Annotated in this window: 12 protein-coding genes; 11 read left to right on the forward strand and 1 reads right to left on the reverse strand. The window is 33.1% G+C overall.

The window, feature by feature from the left end; all coding sequences use genetic code 11:
• Positions 1 to 82 precede the first annotated feature (82 nt).
• The 5 genes from OCV48_RS03335 (at position 83) to OCV48_RS03355 (ending at position 4,078) form a co-directional block, all read left to right on the forward strand.
• Positions 83 to 1,453: a TrpB-like pyridoxal phosphate-dependent enzyme gene (locus tag OCV48_RS03335; RefSeq protein ID WP_147591138.1), complete on the forward strand. Its 1,371-nt coding sequence runs from the start codon at positions 83 to 85 to the stop codon at positions 1,451 to 1,453.
• Positions 1,454 to 1,588: 135 nt separating this feature from the next.
• Positions 1,589 to 2,239, forward strand: a complete 651-nt coding sequence (locus OCV48_RS03340) for a DUF4474 domain-containing protein (protein WP_147591139.1) — start codon at positions 1,589 to 1,591, stop codon at positions 2,237 to 2,239.
• On the forward strand, positions 2,236 to 2,766 hold the full coding sequence (locus OCV48_RS03345) for a DUF5104 domain-containing protein (protein WP_147591140.1): 531 nt from the start codon (positions 2,236 to 2,238) through the stop codon (positions 2,764 to 2,766). Before OCV48_RS03340 ends, OCV48_RS03345 begins: the two co-directional genes overlap by 4 nt.
• 107 nt (positions 2,767 to 2,873) lie before the next feature.
• Entirely contained in the window at positions 2,874 to 3,422 is a 549-nt protein-coding gene (locus OCV48_RS03350; protein WP_147591141.1) for a DUF5104 domain-containing protein, read from the forward strand.
• Positions 3,423 to 3,529: 107 nt separating this feature from the next.
• Positions 3,530 to 4,078 (forward strand): DUF5104 domain-containing protein, encoded by a 549-nt coding sequence (locus tag OCV48_RS03355; RefSeq protein WP_147591142.1) that lies wholly within the window; start codon positions 3,530 to 3,532, stop codon positions 4,076 to 4,078.
• Positions 4,079 to 4,228: 150 nt separating this feature from the next.
• On the opposite strand, the gene OCV48_RS03360 is transcribed toward OCV48_RS03355, so the two are convergent.
• Complete coding sequence (locus tag OCV48_RS03360; RefSeq protein WP_147591143.1) at positions 4,229 to 5,635, reverse strand: RsmF rRNA methyltransferase first C-terminal domain-containing protein; 1,407 nt, start codon at positions 5,633 to 5,635, stop codon at positions 4,229 to 4,231.
• Positions 5,636 to 5,889: 254 nt separating this feature from the next.
• Between OCV48_RS03360 and OCV48_RS03365 the strand changes: the two genes are divergently transcribed.
• The 6 genes from OCV48_RS03365 (at position 5,890) to OCV48_RS03390 (ending at position 13,372) form a co-directional block, all read left to right on the forward strand.
• Entirely contained in the window at positions 5,890 to 7,248 is a 1,359-nt protein-coding gene (locus OCV48_RS03365; RefSeq protein ID WP_147591144.1) for an MATE family efflux transporter, read from the forward strand.
• A gap of 159 nt (positions 7,249 to 7,407) precedes the next feature.
• The gene (locus tag OCV48_RS03370) at positions 7,408 to 8,577 is read left to right on the forward strand and encodes a DUF2974 domain-containing protein (RefSeq protein ID WP_262558802.1); all 1,170 of its coding nucleotides are present in this window, start codon (positions 7,408 to 7,410) and stop codon (positions 8,575 to 8,577) included.
• Positions 8,574 to 9,362: a putative ABC transporter permease gene (locus OCV48_RS03375; RefSeq protein WP_021982491.1), complete on the forward strand. Its 789-nt coding sequence runs from the start codon at positions 8,574 to 8,576 to the stop codon at positions 9,360 to 9,362. Before OCV48_RS03370 ends, OCV48_RS03375 begins: the two co-directional genes overlap by 4 nt.
• 45 nt (positions 9,363 to 9,407) lie before the next feature.
• On the forward strand, positions 9,408 to 11,753 hold the full coding sequence (gene feoB, locus OCV48_RS03380; RefSeq protein WP_147591146.1) for a ferrous iron transport protein B: 2,346 nt from the start codon (positions 9,408 to 9,410) through the stop codon (positions 11,751 to 11,753).
• Between the two features lie 111 nt (positions 11,754 to 11,864).
• On the forward strand, positions 11,865 to 12,014 hold the full coding sequence (locus OCV48_RS03385) for a FeoB-associated Cys-rich membrane protein (protein ID WP_021982489.1): 150 nt from the start codon (positions 11,865 to 11,867) through the stop codon (positions 12,012 to 12,014).
• Positions 12,015 to 12,022: 8 nt separating this feature from the next.
• On the forward strand, positions 12,023 to 13,372 hold the full coding sequence (locus OCV48_RS03390) for an MATE family efflux transporter (protein WP_147591148.1): 1,350 nt from the start codon (positions 12,023 to 12,025) through the stop codon (positions 13,370 to 13,372).
• Positions 13,373 to 13,384 lie beyond the last annotated feature (12 nt).

Here is a 13,384-nt window from a genome sequence, read left to right on the forward strand (position 1 = left end):
TTATCATTAAACTACTATGTATCGTATATCTTATGAAGATATTCAGAGGTATGGAGTACCAACGGAAATGGAGGATTTAAAAATGAGTAAAGAGATACCTTATAAGATTTATTTAGAGGAAAATGAGATGCCAAAGCAGTGGTATAATGTGCGTGCTGATATGAAGAATAAACCAGCTCCAATACTTAATCCTGCGACACTTAAACCTGTAACAGTTGATGAGTTATCAGGAATTTTCTGTACGGAATTAGCTAAACAGGAGCTTGATGATACAACAGCATATATTGATATCCCTGAAGAGATAAGAAATTTCTATAAAATGTACAGACCAGCTCCACTTGTAAGAGCATATTGTCTTGAGAAGAAGTTAGGAACACCGGCACATATTTATTATAAATTCGAGGGAAATAATACCTCAGGAAGCCACAAACTTAATTCAGCAATAGCCCAGGCATATTATGCTAAGAAGCAGGGATTAAAGGGTGTAACTACAGAGACAGGAGCAGGACAGTGGGGAACAGCACTTTCTATGGCTTGTTCATATTTTGATTTAGATTGTCAGGTATATATGGTAAAAGTCTCTTATGAACAGAAACCATTCAGAAGAGAGGTTATGAGAACTTATGGTGCTAAAGTAACACCATCACCATCGATGACTACTGATGTCGGAAGAAGAATAAATGAGGAATTCCCGGGAACAACAGGAAGTCTTGGCTGTGCTATTTCAGAGGCAGTAGAAGCAGCTACATCACAGGAAGGCTACAGATATGTATTAGGTTCTGTATTATCCCAGGTATTATTACACCAGTCGATAATCGGACTTGAGACAAAAGCAGCACTAGATAAATATGGAATTAAAGCTGATATGGTTATTGGTTGTGCAGGCGGCGGTTCTAACCTTGGAGGTCTTATTTCACCATTTGCAGGGGAAATGTTAAGAGGAGAGGCAGATTATAAATTAATCGCAGTAGAACCTGCTTCATGCCCAAGTCTTACAAGAGGAAGATATGTATATGATTATTGTGATACCGGAAAGGTGTGCCCATTATCTAAGATGTATACATTAGGAAGTGGCTTTATACCATCAGCAAATCATGCAGGCGGATTAAGATATCATGGAATGAGTTCAACAGTTTCACAGTTATATCATGACGGATTAATTGAAGCAAGAAGCGTTGAGCAGACAGAAGTATTTAAGGCAGCAGAACAGTTTGCAAAAGTAGAGGGTATACTTCCTGCTCCTGAAAGCAGTCACGCAATAAAAGTTGCGATAGATGAAGCTATGAAATGTAAAGAGACAGGAGAAGCTAAGAATATCGTGTTCGGACTTACCGGAACAGGTTATTTTGATATGGTCGCTTATCAGAAATATAATGATGGATTAATGAGCGATTATATACCAACAGATGAAGAGATAGAAAAGAGTCTGTCAGATTGTCCTAAAGTTGATTAAGAGATAAATAATATGGTATAGTGAAAAAGCTGTAATATTAGAAAGTTTAAATTTTCAATATTACAGCTTTTTATTATAAAAAATTGTCGTTCAGGGCTTTATAATTGCCGTTCAGGGCAAGTTGGTCTATAAATATTGAAATATGTAGTTGAAGATGATATAAAAGTTATAATAAATATAGCTGATGGTAATGCAGAATTTGGTGCATATGTTTTAAGATTCGTATATGATAATCAATGTATGGCATACCATTCACAGCCTGATGCATGGCAAAGAAATTTTGGATATAATGTTTTTTATGATGAAATTTTTAAAATAGGCTCATATATGAATAAAGGGAGATTAAAAGCGAATATTGATGATAAGCAATATGCACTTTGGATATGGAAAGGTGATTATTGGAATCTTCAGTCAGGTGCAGAAATAGGATTATATGAATACAAAGGTGAATATTCAGAAACAGAACAATATGATGCAATAGATTATGAGGTTCCAATGGAATTATATTTATATAATTATTATGATAATGGTAATATAGAAAATGTATTTAGCTGGAAACCAATAGTTAATCAATGGTGGATTACAGGTTTTAATGTAAAGTATACAGAACCTGATCCGGATAAAATGATTACTATAGGAAAAATAGATTTATCTGAACATAAAGATTTGTATTATTTATTTGCTAAAAGTACAGAATATCAAGATATAGATAAAGAAAATCTTGTTTTTGACAGTATAAACAAATGTATTTATGTAATATGGTATAATGAGGAATATGTGAAATGAGAAAGAAAGCAACGATAGCAATAACATTAATTTTAGTAAGTATTTTTATGCTTGCGTGTACAAGTGAAATTAAAACAACAATTTCTGAATTAGCAGATAATAACGAAAGTAAAACAACTGATGAGCAAATATGGGATATGGCTTTAGAAATATATGAAGGATTGAAAAATAAAGATAAAGACAGAATAAAGTCAGTTTTTTCAGAAAATCAATTAATGAATCATAGTAGAAAGATAGATAGAAATATTGACAAGATATATGAATTTATAGATGGCGAAATAGTTGAATATAAAGAAATAACCGGAAGTTGTGGAGGTGGAGAACAAAGATATTACGAATGGATTTATAGATATTTTGGTGGACATATTTTTGGAATAAAAACTGATACCGGAAGAGAATATACAATAAGTTATGGGGGATGTATGGTAGATAAAAACGATAGTGATAATATAGGAATTTCCCACTTTATAATATGGGAAGAAGGCTCTGAAAGTGATGAAAGTATATTGGTAGGAACGGTTGATTAATTTATACTATAATTTTGTAAGGCTATTACATTGAGAAATGTGATAGCCTTTGATGAAAGAGTTTCTAATAATATAGAAATTATTTAGAATATGTAGAGGAATAGAAAATGAATAAAATAAGAAAAAGACTAGAGATATCAACGATAACAATAACATTAATTTTAGTAAGTATTTTTATGCTTGCGTGTACAGGTGAAAATAAGTCAAAAACATCTGAAATTGAAAGCGAAAAAGAGACAAAATTAGATAATGAAGAAATCAACAATATAGGATTAGAAATATATGAGGGATTAAAGAATAAAGATAAAGACAGAATAGAGGCGGTTTTCTCTGAAAATCAGATGTTAAAACATCACAGGAAGATAGATAAAGGAATTGACGAAGCATTTGAATTTATAGATGGTGAAATAGTTAACTATAAAAGTATATATGGAGGAGGTGCAGGAGGAAAAGTAAGAAATTACGAATGGATTGAAAAATTTTATGATGGATATATAGATTTAATACAAACGGATACTGGCAAAGAATATATGATAAATTATGGAGGCTGTTTGATAGATGATAAAGATAGTGACAATATCGGAATTTTCTACTTTGAGATATCAGAAAAAGACTCTGACAGCAATGAAAGTATATTTGTAGGAACATATAATTAGGTGATGTCATAATGTTGTAAGGCTATTACATTGAGAAATGTGATAGCCTTTGATGAAAGAGTTTCTAATAATATAGAAATTATTTAGAATATGTAAAGGAATAGAAAATGAATAAAATAAGAAAAACACCAAAGAAAGCAACGATAGCAATAACATTAATTTTAGTAAGTATTTTTATGCTTGCGTGTACAGGTGAAAATAAAACAACAATTTCTGAATCGACAGATAATAACGAAAGTAAAACACCTGATGAACAAGTCTGGGATATGGGTTTGGAAATATATGAAGGATTAAAAAATAAAGATAAAGAAAAGATAAAGTCAGTTTTTTCAGAAAATGAGTTAATGAATCATAGTAGAAAGATAGATAGAAATATTGACGAGATATATGAATTTATAGATGGCGAAATAGTTGAATATAAAGAAATAACCGGAAATTGTGGAGGTGGAGAACGAAGATATTATGAATGGATTTATAGATATTTTGGTGGATATATTTTTGGAATAAAAACTGATACTGGAAGAGAATATACAATAAGTTATGGAGGATGTATGATAGATAAAAACGATAGTGATAATATAGGAGTTTTCTACTTTAAAATATGGGAAAAAGACTCTGACGGTGATGAAAGTATACTTGTAGGAACATATAATTAAATGATACTATAATACTGTAAGGCTATTACATTGGGAAAATGTGATAGCCTTTGATGAAATAGCTTTTAATGAAATAGAATTTATTTGTAATATTTCAGAAAATATAAAATGAATAAAATAAGAAAAAGACTAAGGACAACAACTATATCATTAATTCAACAAATTTTTCCTAAGTCCCTTTGGATAATGATTCTTCATTGTGCCATTTGAATATTTTCCAAAGCCAATGCTATATCCATCAACGGTAATAAGATACCAGCCGTTATGTTCTAACTGGACTTCAAATGCTTCTCCGTTAATATAGTTATATATGGTTTTGGTGGTAGAAGCAGAAGAATTATCAGTGTCAGTATTGTTCAGCGTGAAATTAAAGCTGTATTTTACTTCATCGGGCTTAAGTGCAAGAGCTAGAGAATGTGATGGCTCAAATCTGCCTTTAAGCGAAGTACCAAGATGAAGTCCCGGTCTTAGAACACGTAATCCATTAAGTGATGGTGCATATTCAGGGAGAGAATATAACTGGTCACCAAACTTAATTAAAGTTTTAGCAGGATTAACATTAAGAAATTTATTGCAAAACTCAAGGTAATCTTTGCAATCCTTTGGAGAAAGTCCCTTGATAGGGCGTACTTTTTTATTGTGTTTATTAGAAGCAGTATCAGCAATATCTGTATCAGTATTATCAACTTTTTGTAATATTGTTAAGAAATGTCCCTCGCCATTTAATTTATGCGGCCATAATCTTATAGTTCCCGGAATAAAACCATCAGACATTTGAGAGGCTTTATTAATATGTACAATGTTAAAATCATTATGCTCTTTAAGGAAATTCTCGATTGTTCCCTCATTTTCGGCATAGGAGAAAGTACAGGTAGAATAAGCCATTTGTCCACCGGGTTTTAACATTGAAGCGGCATTGTTAAGAATTTCGAGCTGTCTGTCGGCACATAATTCAACATTTTCAAGACTCCATTCATCGCAGGCATCTGAATTCTTACGGAACATTCCCTCACCTGAGCAGGGAGCATCAACCATAATTTTATCGAAATATTCAGGAAAATGCTTTGCTAATGTGTCAGAAGATTCATTTGTGACAATAGCATTTTTTACGCCCATACGTTCGATGTTTTCGGATAAGATTTTTGCTCTTGCAGAATTTATCTCATTACTTATAAGCAATCCGTCATTTTGAAGTCTTGCTGCAATCTGAGTACTTTTTCCACCGGGAGCAGCACATAAATCTAATACAATATCTCCGGGAGTGATTGGAAGATAACTTGCCGGAGACATTGCACTGGGCTCTTGAATATAATAGACACCGGCTTCGTGATAAGGGTGTTTTCCGGGTTTAATATCATCAGTATAATAGAAACCTGTATCAGCCCATGGAACTTTTACAAAATCATATCTGAATCTGTCAGTAAAATCTTTAACAGAACCTTTTAAAGTGTTAACTCTAAGTGCATAAAAACGTGGTTTATCATAACTTGCCATGAAATCATCATATTCAGCATCTAACATTTCTTTCATTCGTGTTTGAAAATCTATTGGAAGCATACTAATCCTCATTTCTTATTATAAATCTTGTAACTTTATTAATACCACAGACTTTACACATTCATTATAAACTTTATTATCTATTACAGGTAATTGACATATATAAAGATTGAACATTCTGTATTAATAAACTATACAATTATAGCATATATGAATTTGTATGAATAGCCTTATAAATGTTTAAACTTTACAAATGCATATATTTTTAATAAAATATAAGGTGAGAAATAATGATTATGATTGGAGATATACATATGAGAAACAAACAGTCACTGGGGGAGGAAAGAGTTACAAAATTATTATCTGAGTTTGCGGTACCAAGTATAATTGCAATGCTTGTTAGCTCATTATATAATATTGTGGATCAGTTTTTCATAGGAAGAAGTGTTGGTGAATTAGGAAATGCAGCAACTAACATATCATTTCCATTTTCAATAATGTGTGTAGCGATTGCATTGTTATTTGGAATTGGTGGTGCCTCACAGGTTAACTTATCAATGGGTAAGGGTAAAAAAGAAGAAGCAGTCTACTATATGGGTAATTCGGCAGTAATGTTGTTCTTATGCGGAATAGTGCTAAGTTTTATTATATTAATATTCTTAGAGCCATTATTAAAATTCTTCGGTTCACCTGTAAATGTTTTAGGGTATGCCAAGACTTATACAAGAATTACAGCAATTGGTTTTCCATTTCTGATACTTGCAACAGGTGGCGGACACCTTATAAGAGCTGATGGAAGTCCTAGATTTACTATGCTATGCAATCTTACAGGTGCGGTTATTAATACAATTTTAGATGCATTATTTGTATCAGTTATGGACTTTAAGATGGCAGGAGCGGCAGTTGCTACAGTTATAGGACAGATTGTTTCAGCTATAATGGTAATTATATATTTAAGACATTGCAAGACAATGGCATTAGAGAAGAGGCATTTATTACCAAAGAGAAAATATGTTTCTAAAATTGCAGCCCTTGGTGCAGCACCTTTTAGTAACCAGCTGGCAATGATGGTTGTTCAGATTGTAATGAATAAGTCACTTAAATATTATGGAAGTCGTTCAGTATATGGTGAATCGATACCAATAGCGTGTGTTGGAATCATAACTAAGATAAATCAGGTATTTATGGCATTTATCATTGGAATATCACAAGGATTACAACCAATTGTAAGCTATAATTATGGTGCGGGCAAGTATAAACGTGTTAAAGAGGCGTATCTGAAGGCTATATCTGTAGGAACTGGATTGGCAGTAATTGCATTCCTGGCATTTCAATTTTTTCCAAGACAGATTACAGGTATATTTGGTAATGGAACAAAGGAATATTTCGATTTTGCAATAAGTTATTTTAGAATATTTTTGTTCTTTACATTCATAAACTGTATGCAGCCAATTACTTCTAATTTCCTGACAGCAATTGGTAAACCTAAACAGGGTATATTCTTATCCCTTACAAGACAGATTATATTCCTGCTGCCATTAATACTTATTATGCCGCTTATAATGGGAATAGATGGTATAATGTATGCAGGACCTGTAGCAGACTGTATGGCGGGATTAGCAGCAATAATTATGGCGACAATAGAATTAAAGAGACCAGAATATACAAAATAGTATGTATGGATAGTGTAAAAAATAATGCTGATGCGATTATTTTTTACACAGCTATTTACTTTTGCTTCAAAGCAAATAGCCTTTATCGCAGAGCAAAATCTGAAATTTTGCTCACGATTACTCCGGCATAAATGCCTGCAGAATGGAGGTTGGTATGAAATGGCAAATATTATAGATTATATTATTTGGCGGGGAGATTTAAGTTTTGAGACCGCACCATTTAATGAAGTGGATAATCTGATTCTGTCAGAGTTATCGTATTTGAATTTTGAGGGAATAGTGGCTGGTGATGGTGATAAAGAGATACCTTTATACAAAGCAGCCGAAATATATTTTAATGAAGAAAGAGATTTAGAACATAATACTGGAGATTTAACAGATGAGAATTTCTATAAGATGTTAAAACTAATGGCCGAAAGTAAGAGATATGGAGAGATAAGGCTCTTATATTATGTAAAGAAAACTGACACTTTAAAGGAAATGCAGTTTTCGGCAATTACCCTTGATATTGGTAATAAGACTCTATTCATATCATTCAGGGGAACGGATGATACATTAATTGGCTGGAAAGAAGATTTTATGATGAGTGTTATGGATGTAGTTCCATCGCAGAAAGAAGCATTGAAATATTTTAATAAAGTCGCTGATAATTATATGCATCATAAATTATACTTAGGAGGCCATTCTAAAGGTGGTAATCTTGCTGTATATTCTGCTGCATATGCCAAGGCAAGAAATAAAGCAAGAATCATAAATATATATAATAATGACGGTCCGGGTTTTAAAGAGACTATTTTAGAAACTAAGAATTATATGGAGATATCAGACAGAATAATTACCTTAGTTCCACAGTCTTCAGTTATCGGAATGTTATTAGAGCATGAAGAGAATTATACGGTACTTAGAAGTAACCAGAAAGGTATAATGCAGCATGATGGATTTAGCTGGGAGGTAAAAGGGCCTAAATTCATTCATCTTAAGAAAGTAACAAGAGAAAGTGTTATAGCTGATAAGACGATTAAGAACTTTCTTAATGGGATATCGGTTGAGAGAAGAAGAGAATTTACTAATACTTTATTTGAAGTTCTAAGTACGAATGAATATAAGACGCTTACAGATATCAGGGATAGCAGATGGAAAGCTTTTACTGCGATGATTAAAACATATGATAAGCTTGATGCAGAATTAAAAAAAGCTGTTAAGAATACAGTAGCCCTATTGCTAAATGAGGGAATGAGAAATATAATAAAGGTAGACTATCCTGACGAGTGGAAAGGAAAGTTACCTAAAATAAACAAATTAATTCAACAGAGGAGAAGAAGTGAATGAATATATTTTTAGTTTTGGCATTTTTATTTTTTATAGGAAGCCTGTTTGGGTGGTGCCTTGAAGTTATATATAGAAGATTTTTCTCGGGAGCTAATCCTGAAAGAAAGTGGATTAATCCAGGCTTCTTAACAGGTCCGTATCTTCCATTGTATGGATTCAGTCTGTGTGCTTTGTATCTGCTTGCTCAGATAAAGGTAACATTTATAAGTAATGTAATTCTGCAAAAGATTGTCCTGTTTATAATAATGGCAGTTGTAGTAACTATTATTGAGTATATTGCAGGTATTATATTTATTAAGAGAATGAAGATTAAGTTATGGGATTATGATAACCAGTGGGGTAACATCCAGGGTGTTATCTGCCCTAAATATTCATTTTTCTGGGCTGTTTTAAGTGCAATATATTATTTTCTGATACATCCAAATATTTTGAAATCACTTTTCTGGTTATCAAATCATTTAGCATTCTCATTTGTAATGGGTTTCTTCTATGGTGTATTTGTTTTAGACTTCTGGTATTCAATGAATATTACATCAAGAATCAAGCAGTTTGCCGTTGAAAATGATATTGTTGTACGTTATGAAATGCTTAAAGAAAGTATACGTGAGAAGAATGAAGAACAGAAAGAGAAGAGAAAATTCATTTTTGCTTTCCGTTCTGAGACAATTCCATTTGCAGAGAGTCTGAAGAATTATTTCGAGAAAGAAGAAGGGATATTAGCTGAAGCTAAGAAAAACATTCAGGATAAAATTAAGAAGACTGTAGAAAAAGCAGACAAAAAATAACTTAAATTGGCTAGATAAAATCAAAGAAAGACATGGTATAGATTTATGACTTTAAAAGACTTAGAAATCGGGAAAAGTGCGATAATACACAGTGTTGGTGGTGAAGGTGAGTTAAGACAACATTTTTTGGATATGGGTGTAATTCCGGGAACAGAAGTTACAGTAATTAAATTTGCTCCGATGGGAGACCCGGTTGAATTAAGAATACACGGATATGAGCTGACTCTGAGGCTGGCAGATGCCGAAAAAATAGAGATAAAATCTGTACACAATGATGTAGAAGAGAAAAAGACAGTAAAAAATCAAAAGAAACTTCTACATCCAGGACTTGGAGAAGGTGGTATTTATCATACAAAATCTTCAGGTGAAGAAGTCCCACAGAGTGAAATACTTACATTTGCACTTGCAGGAAATCAGAACTGTGGTAAGACGACATTGTTCAATCAACTTACAGGTTCTAATCAGCACGTTGGTAACTTTCCAGGAGTTACGGTTGACAGAAAAGATGGTATTATTAAGAATTTCAGTAATACACTTGTAACAGATCTTCCAGGAATATATTCTATGTCGCCATATACGAGTGAAGAAGTGGTTACGAGACAGTTTCTTTTAGATAACAAACCGAAAGGAATCATAAATATTGTTGATGCAACAAATATTGAACGTAATCTTTATCTTACGATGCAGCTTATGGAATTAAATATTCCTATGGTATTGGCCCTGAATATGATGGATGAAGTCAGACAAAATGGTGGCTCTGTAAGAGTTAATGAAATGGAGAATATGCTTGGAATACCTGTAATTCCAATATCAGCTGCTAAGAATGAGGGTATTGCCGAACTTGTAGATCATGCATTACATGTTGCAAGATATCAGGAAAAACCTGGACGACTAGATTTCTGTAGTCCGGATGATAATGATGGTGCAGTTCACAGATGCCTCCATGCGATAATGCATCTGATAGAAGACCATGCAAAGAAACAAGGAATACCTATTAGATTTGCGGCGAGTAAAGTTGCAGAAGGCGATAAACTTATTATTGACAAATTAGGTCTTGATAAAAATGAGAAGGAAATGTTAGAGCATATCATTAAACAGATGGAAGATGAAAGTGGTATGGATCAGGCAGCAGCAATAGCAGATATGCGATTTAAGTTTATCAGCGATGTATGTGACAATTGTGTAGTTAAACCAAAAGAAAGCAAAGAACATATAAGAAGTGTAAAAATTGATAAAATTCTGACAGGAAAATATACAGCTATTCCTTCGTTTGCTATAATTATGGCATTTGTATTCTATATGACTTTTGGAGTTATTGGTAAATTTCTTTCAAATGTATTAGAAATGGGAATAGATAGTTTGACGAGGCTTATCGACAGAGGACTTACAGTTTATGGAATCAATCCGGTTGTACATTCATTAGTAATAGATGGAATCTTTAAAGGTGTCGGAAGTGTACTAAGTTTTATGCCTACAATAGTAACGTTGTTCTTCTTTTTATCAATATTAGAAGACAGTGGATATATGGCAAGAGTTGCTTTTGTCATGGATAAATTATTAAGAAAAATAGGCTTATCAGGAAGAAGTATTGTACCTATGTTAATAGGTTTTGGCTGTACAGTTCCTGGAGTTATGGCGAGTAGAACACTGCCATCTGAGAGAGACAGGAAGATGACAATTTTATTAACTCCTTTTATGAGTTGTTCAGCAAAATTGCCAATATATGCATTTTTATCGGCAGCATTTTTTCCTAAGTATGCAACATTGGTTATGATTGCATTATATTTTACAGGAATAATAATAGGATTAATTTTTGCACTTATAATGGGTGAAACATTTTTCAGGGGCGAACCGGTACCTTTCGTTATGGAATTGCCTAATTACCGTATGCCGGGAACTAAAAATGTAATTCAGCTTCTCTGGGAGAAAGCGAAGGATTTTATAACAAGGGCATTTACGGTAATATTTGTTGCCACAATTATAATATGGTTCTTGCAGACGTTTGATTCAAGAATTAATGTGGTGACAGATTCTAAGGACAGTTTACTTGCAATGCTTGCAGGATTAATAGCGCCTGTATTTAAACCGCTTGGTTTTGGTAACTGGAAGATTACTACAGCTCTTATTACAGGTTTTATGGCTAAAGAAAGTGTTGTGTCAACGTTGACAGTTCTAGTTGGCAGTAGTGCTTCAAGTCTTACAACCTTCTTAACACCATTAACATCTGTAACTTTACTTGTATTTATACTATTATATACACCTTGTGTGGCAGCAATAACTTCAGTAAAGAGAGAATTAGGAAGTAAGTGGGCCATATGCGTAGTTATAGGTCAGTGTGTAATTGCATGGCTTGTAGCAGGATTTGTTAATATTATAGGAATGTTGTTATAAAGAAAAGTATTGAATAATTATCAGAAGATATGCGAAATATAAAGTTTTAAAGACAATATTGAAATTTATATTTTTGCGGACTTCTGATATTTGTCTGAAATGAGGAAATACATGAATATACCAAGTATAGTTGTAATTTTGATAATAGGTATCGCATTTATATTTGCAATCCACAGTATAATTAAAAATAAAAATGGTTGTGGTAATTGCAGTAGTTGTGATATATGTAATAATAAATGTGATAGATATGTAAAGAAATGAGGTTCAAAATGAGTATGGAATCAGCAGATTTTACATGTGGAAAGATATTTCCAAAGATGATTAAATTTATGCTTCCGATATTAGGTGCATTAGTGCTACAGGCTATGTATGGTGCTGTAGATATACTAATAGTTGGCTGGTTTGGTACTAAGTCAGGTATATCAGCAGTATCGACGGGAAGTAATATAGTTAATCTTGTTATATTTACAATAGCAGGATTATCTATGGGAATAACTGTTCTGATAGGCAGATATATAGGTGAGAAAAGAGAAGATAAAATAGGCAGGGTAATAGGTGGCGCAATCTGTCTGTTTGCAGTTCTTTCGGTAATAATTGCAATATTTATGTTAGTCTTTGCTAAAGGTCTTGCTAATCTTATGCAGGCACCACAGGAAGCTGTAGATTTGACAGTGCAATATGTAAGAATCTGTGGTGGTGGGATATTCTTCATAATTGCCTATAATGTTATAAGCAGTATTTTCAGGGGAATGGGCAATGCAAAACTTCCATTGATTTTCGTATCAATAGCATGTGTGACTAATATAGTAGGTGACTTAGTGTTTGTAGCAGGCTTTAATATGAATGTAGCAGGTGCAGCACTTGCTACTGTTTTAGCACAGGCAGTAAGCGTTATCTTATCACTTATAATAATACGAAAACAGAAATTACCGTTTACGATGAGAAGAGAGGATATCTGCTTTAACCCTGAGATTAAAACATTCGTTATTCTCGGTGCACCAATAGCATTTCAAGAGGTGCTTACACAGTTTTCTTTCTTAGCATTGTGTGCATTTATTAATAAGCTTGGGATTGATGCATCATCAGGTTATGGTGTGGCGAATAAAATAGTAAGTTTCATTATGTTAGTTCCAAGTTCATTAATGCAGTCAATGTCAGCTTTCGTAGCACAAAATGTTGGCGCAGGAAAGGAAAAGAGAGCAAGACAGGCTATGGTTACGGGAATGTGTACAGGTGCTGTGATAGGTATATTTATTGCAATTTTTGCATTTTTAAGAGGAGATATATTAGCTTCAATATTTACAAATGATGCAGCAGTTGTAGAAAAAGCGGCAGGATACCTTAAAGGTTTTGCGCCAGAGGCAGTGGTTACGTCAGTATTATTCAGCTTTATCGGCTATTTTAACGGACACAGTAATACGGTATTTGTAATGTGTCAGGGAATTGCTCAGACATTTTTAGTAAGACTTCCCATGTCATATTTTATGAGTATCAGGAAGAATGCAAGTCTTATGCATATTGGTTTAGCTGCACCATCAGCAACAGTATTTGGAATATTGATTAATGTTACATTTTTCATAATCTATATAAATAAACAGAAGAAAAATGTTAAAATATAATGAGATTAAGTG

The sequence above is a fragment of the Bovifimicola ammoniilytica genome, from assembly GCF_025567085.1.
GTDB lineage: Bacteria > Bacillota > Clostridia > Lachnospirales > Lachnospiraceae > Bovifimicola > Bovifimicola ammoniilytica.

Excerpts from the sequence above, each read along its gene's own strand:
- OCV48_RS03335 (WP_147591138.1), top strand. The coding sequence starts at position 83 with ATGAGTAAAGAGATACCTTATAAGATTTATTTAGAGGAAAATGAGATG.
- OCV48_RS03345 (WP_147591140.1), top strand. The coding sequence starts at position 2,236 with ATGAGAAAGAAAGCAACGATAGCAATAACATTAATTTTAGTAAGTATT.
- OCV48_RS03350 (WP_147591141.1), top strand. The coding sequence starts at position 2,874 with ATGAATAAAATAAGAAAAAGACTAGAGATATCAACGATAACAATAACA.
- OCV48_RS03355 (WP_147591142.1), top strand. The coding sequence starts at position 3,530 with ATGAATAAAATAAGAAAAACACCAAAGAAAGCAACGATAGCAATAACA.
- OCV48_RS03360 (WP_147591143.1), bottom strand. The coding sequence starts at position 5,635 with ATGCTTCCAATAGATTTTCAAACACGAATGAAAGAAATGTTAGATGCT.
- OCV48_RS03365 (WP_147591144.1), top strand. The coding sequence starts at position 5,890 with ATGAGAAACAAACAGTCACTGGGGGAGGAAAGAGTTACAAAATTATTA.
- OCV48_RS03370 (WP_262558802.1), top strand. The coding sequence starts at position 7,408 with ATGGCAAATATTATAGATTATATTATTTGGCGGGGAGATTTAAGTTTT.
- OCV48_RS03375 (WP_021982491.1), top strand. The coding sequence starts at position 8,574 with ATGAATATATTTTTAGTTTTGGCATTTTTATTTTTTATAGGAAGCCTG.
- feoB (WP_147591146.1), top strand. The coding sequence starts at position 9,408 with ATGACTTTAAAAGACTTAGAAATCGGGAAAAGTGCGATAATACACAGT.
- OCV48_RS03385 (WP_021982489.1), top strand. The coding sequence starts at position 11,865 with ATGAATATACCAAGTATAGTTGTAATTTTGATAATAGGTATCGCATTT.
- OCV48_RS03390 (WP_147591148.1), top strand. The coding sequence starts at position 12,023 with ATGAGTATGGAATCAGCAGATTTTACATGTGGAAAGATATTTCCAAAG.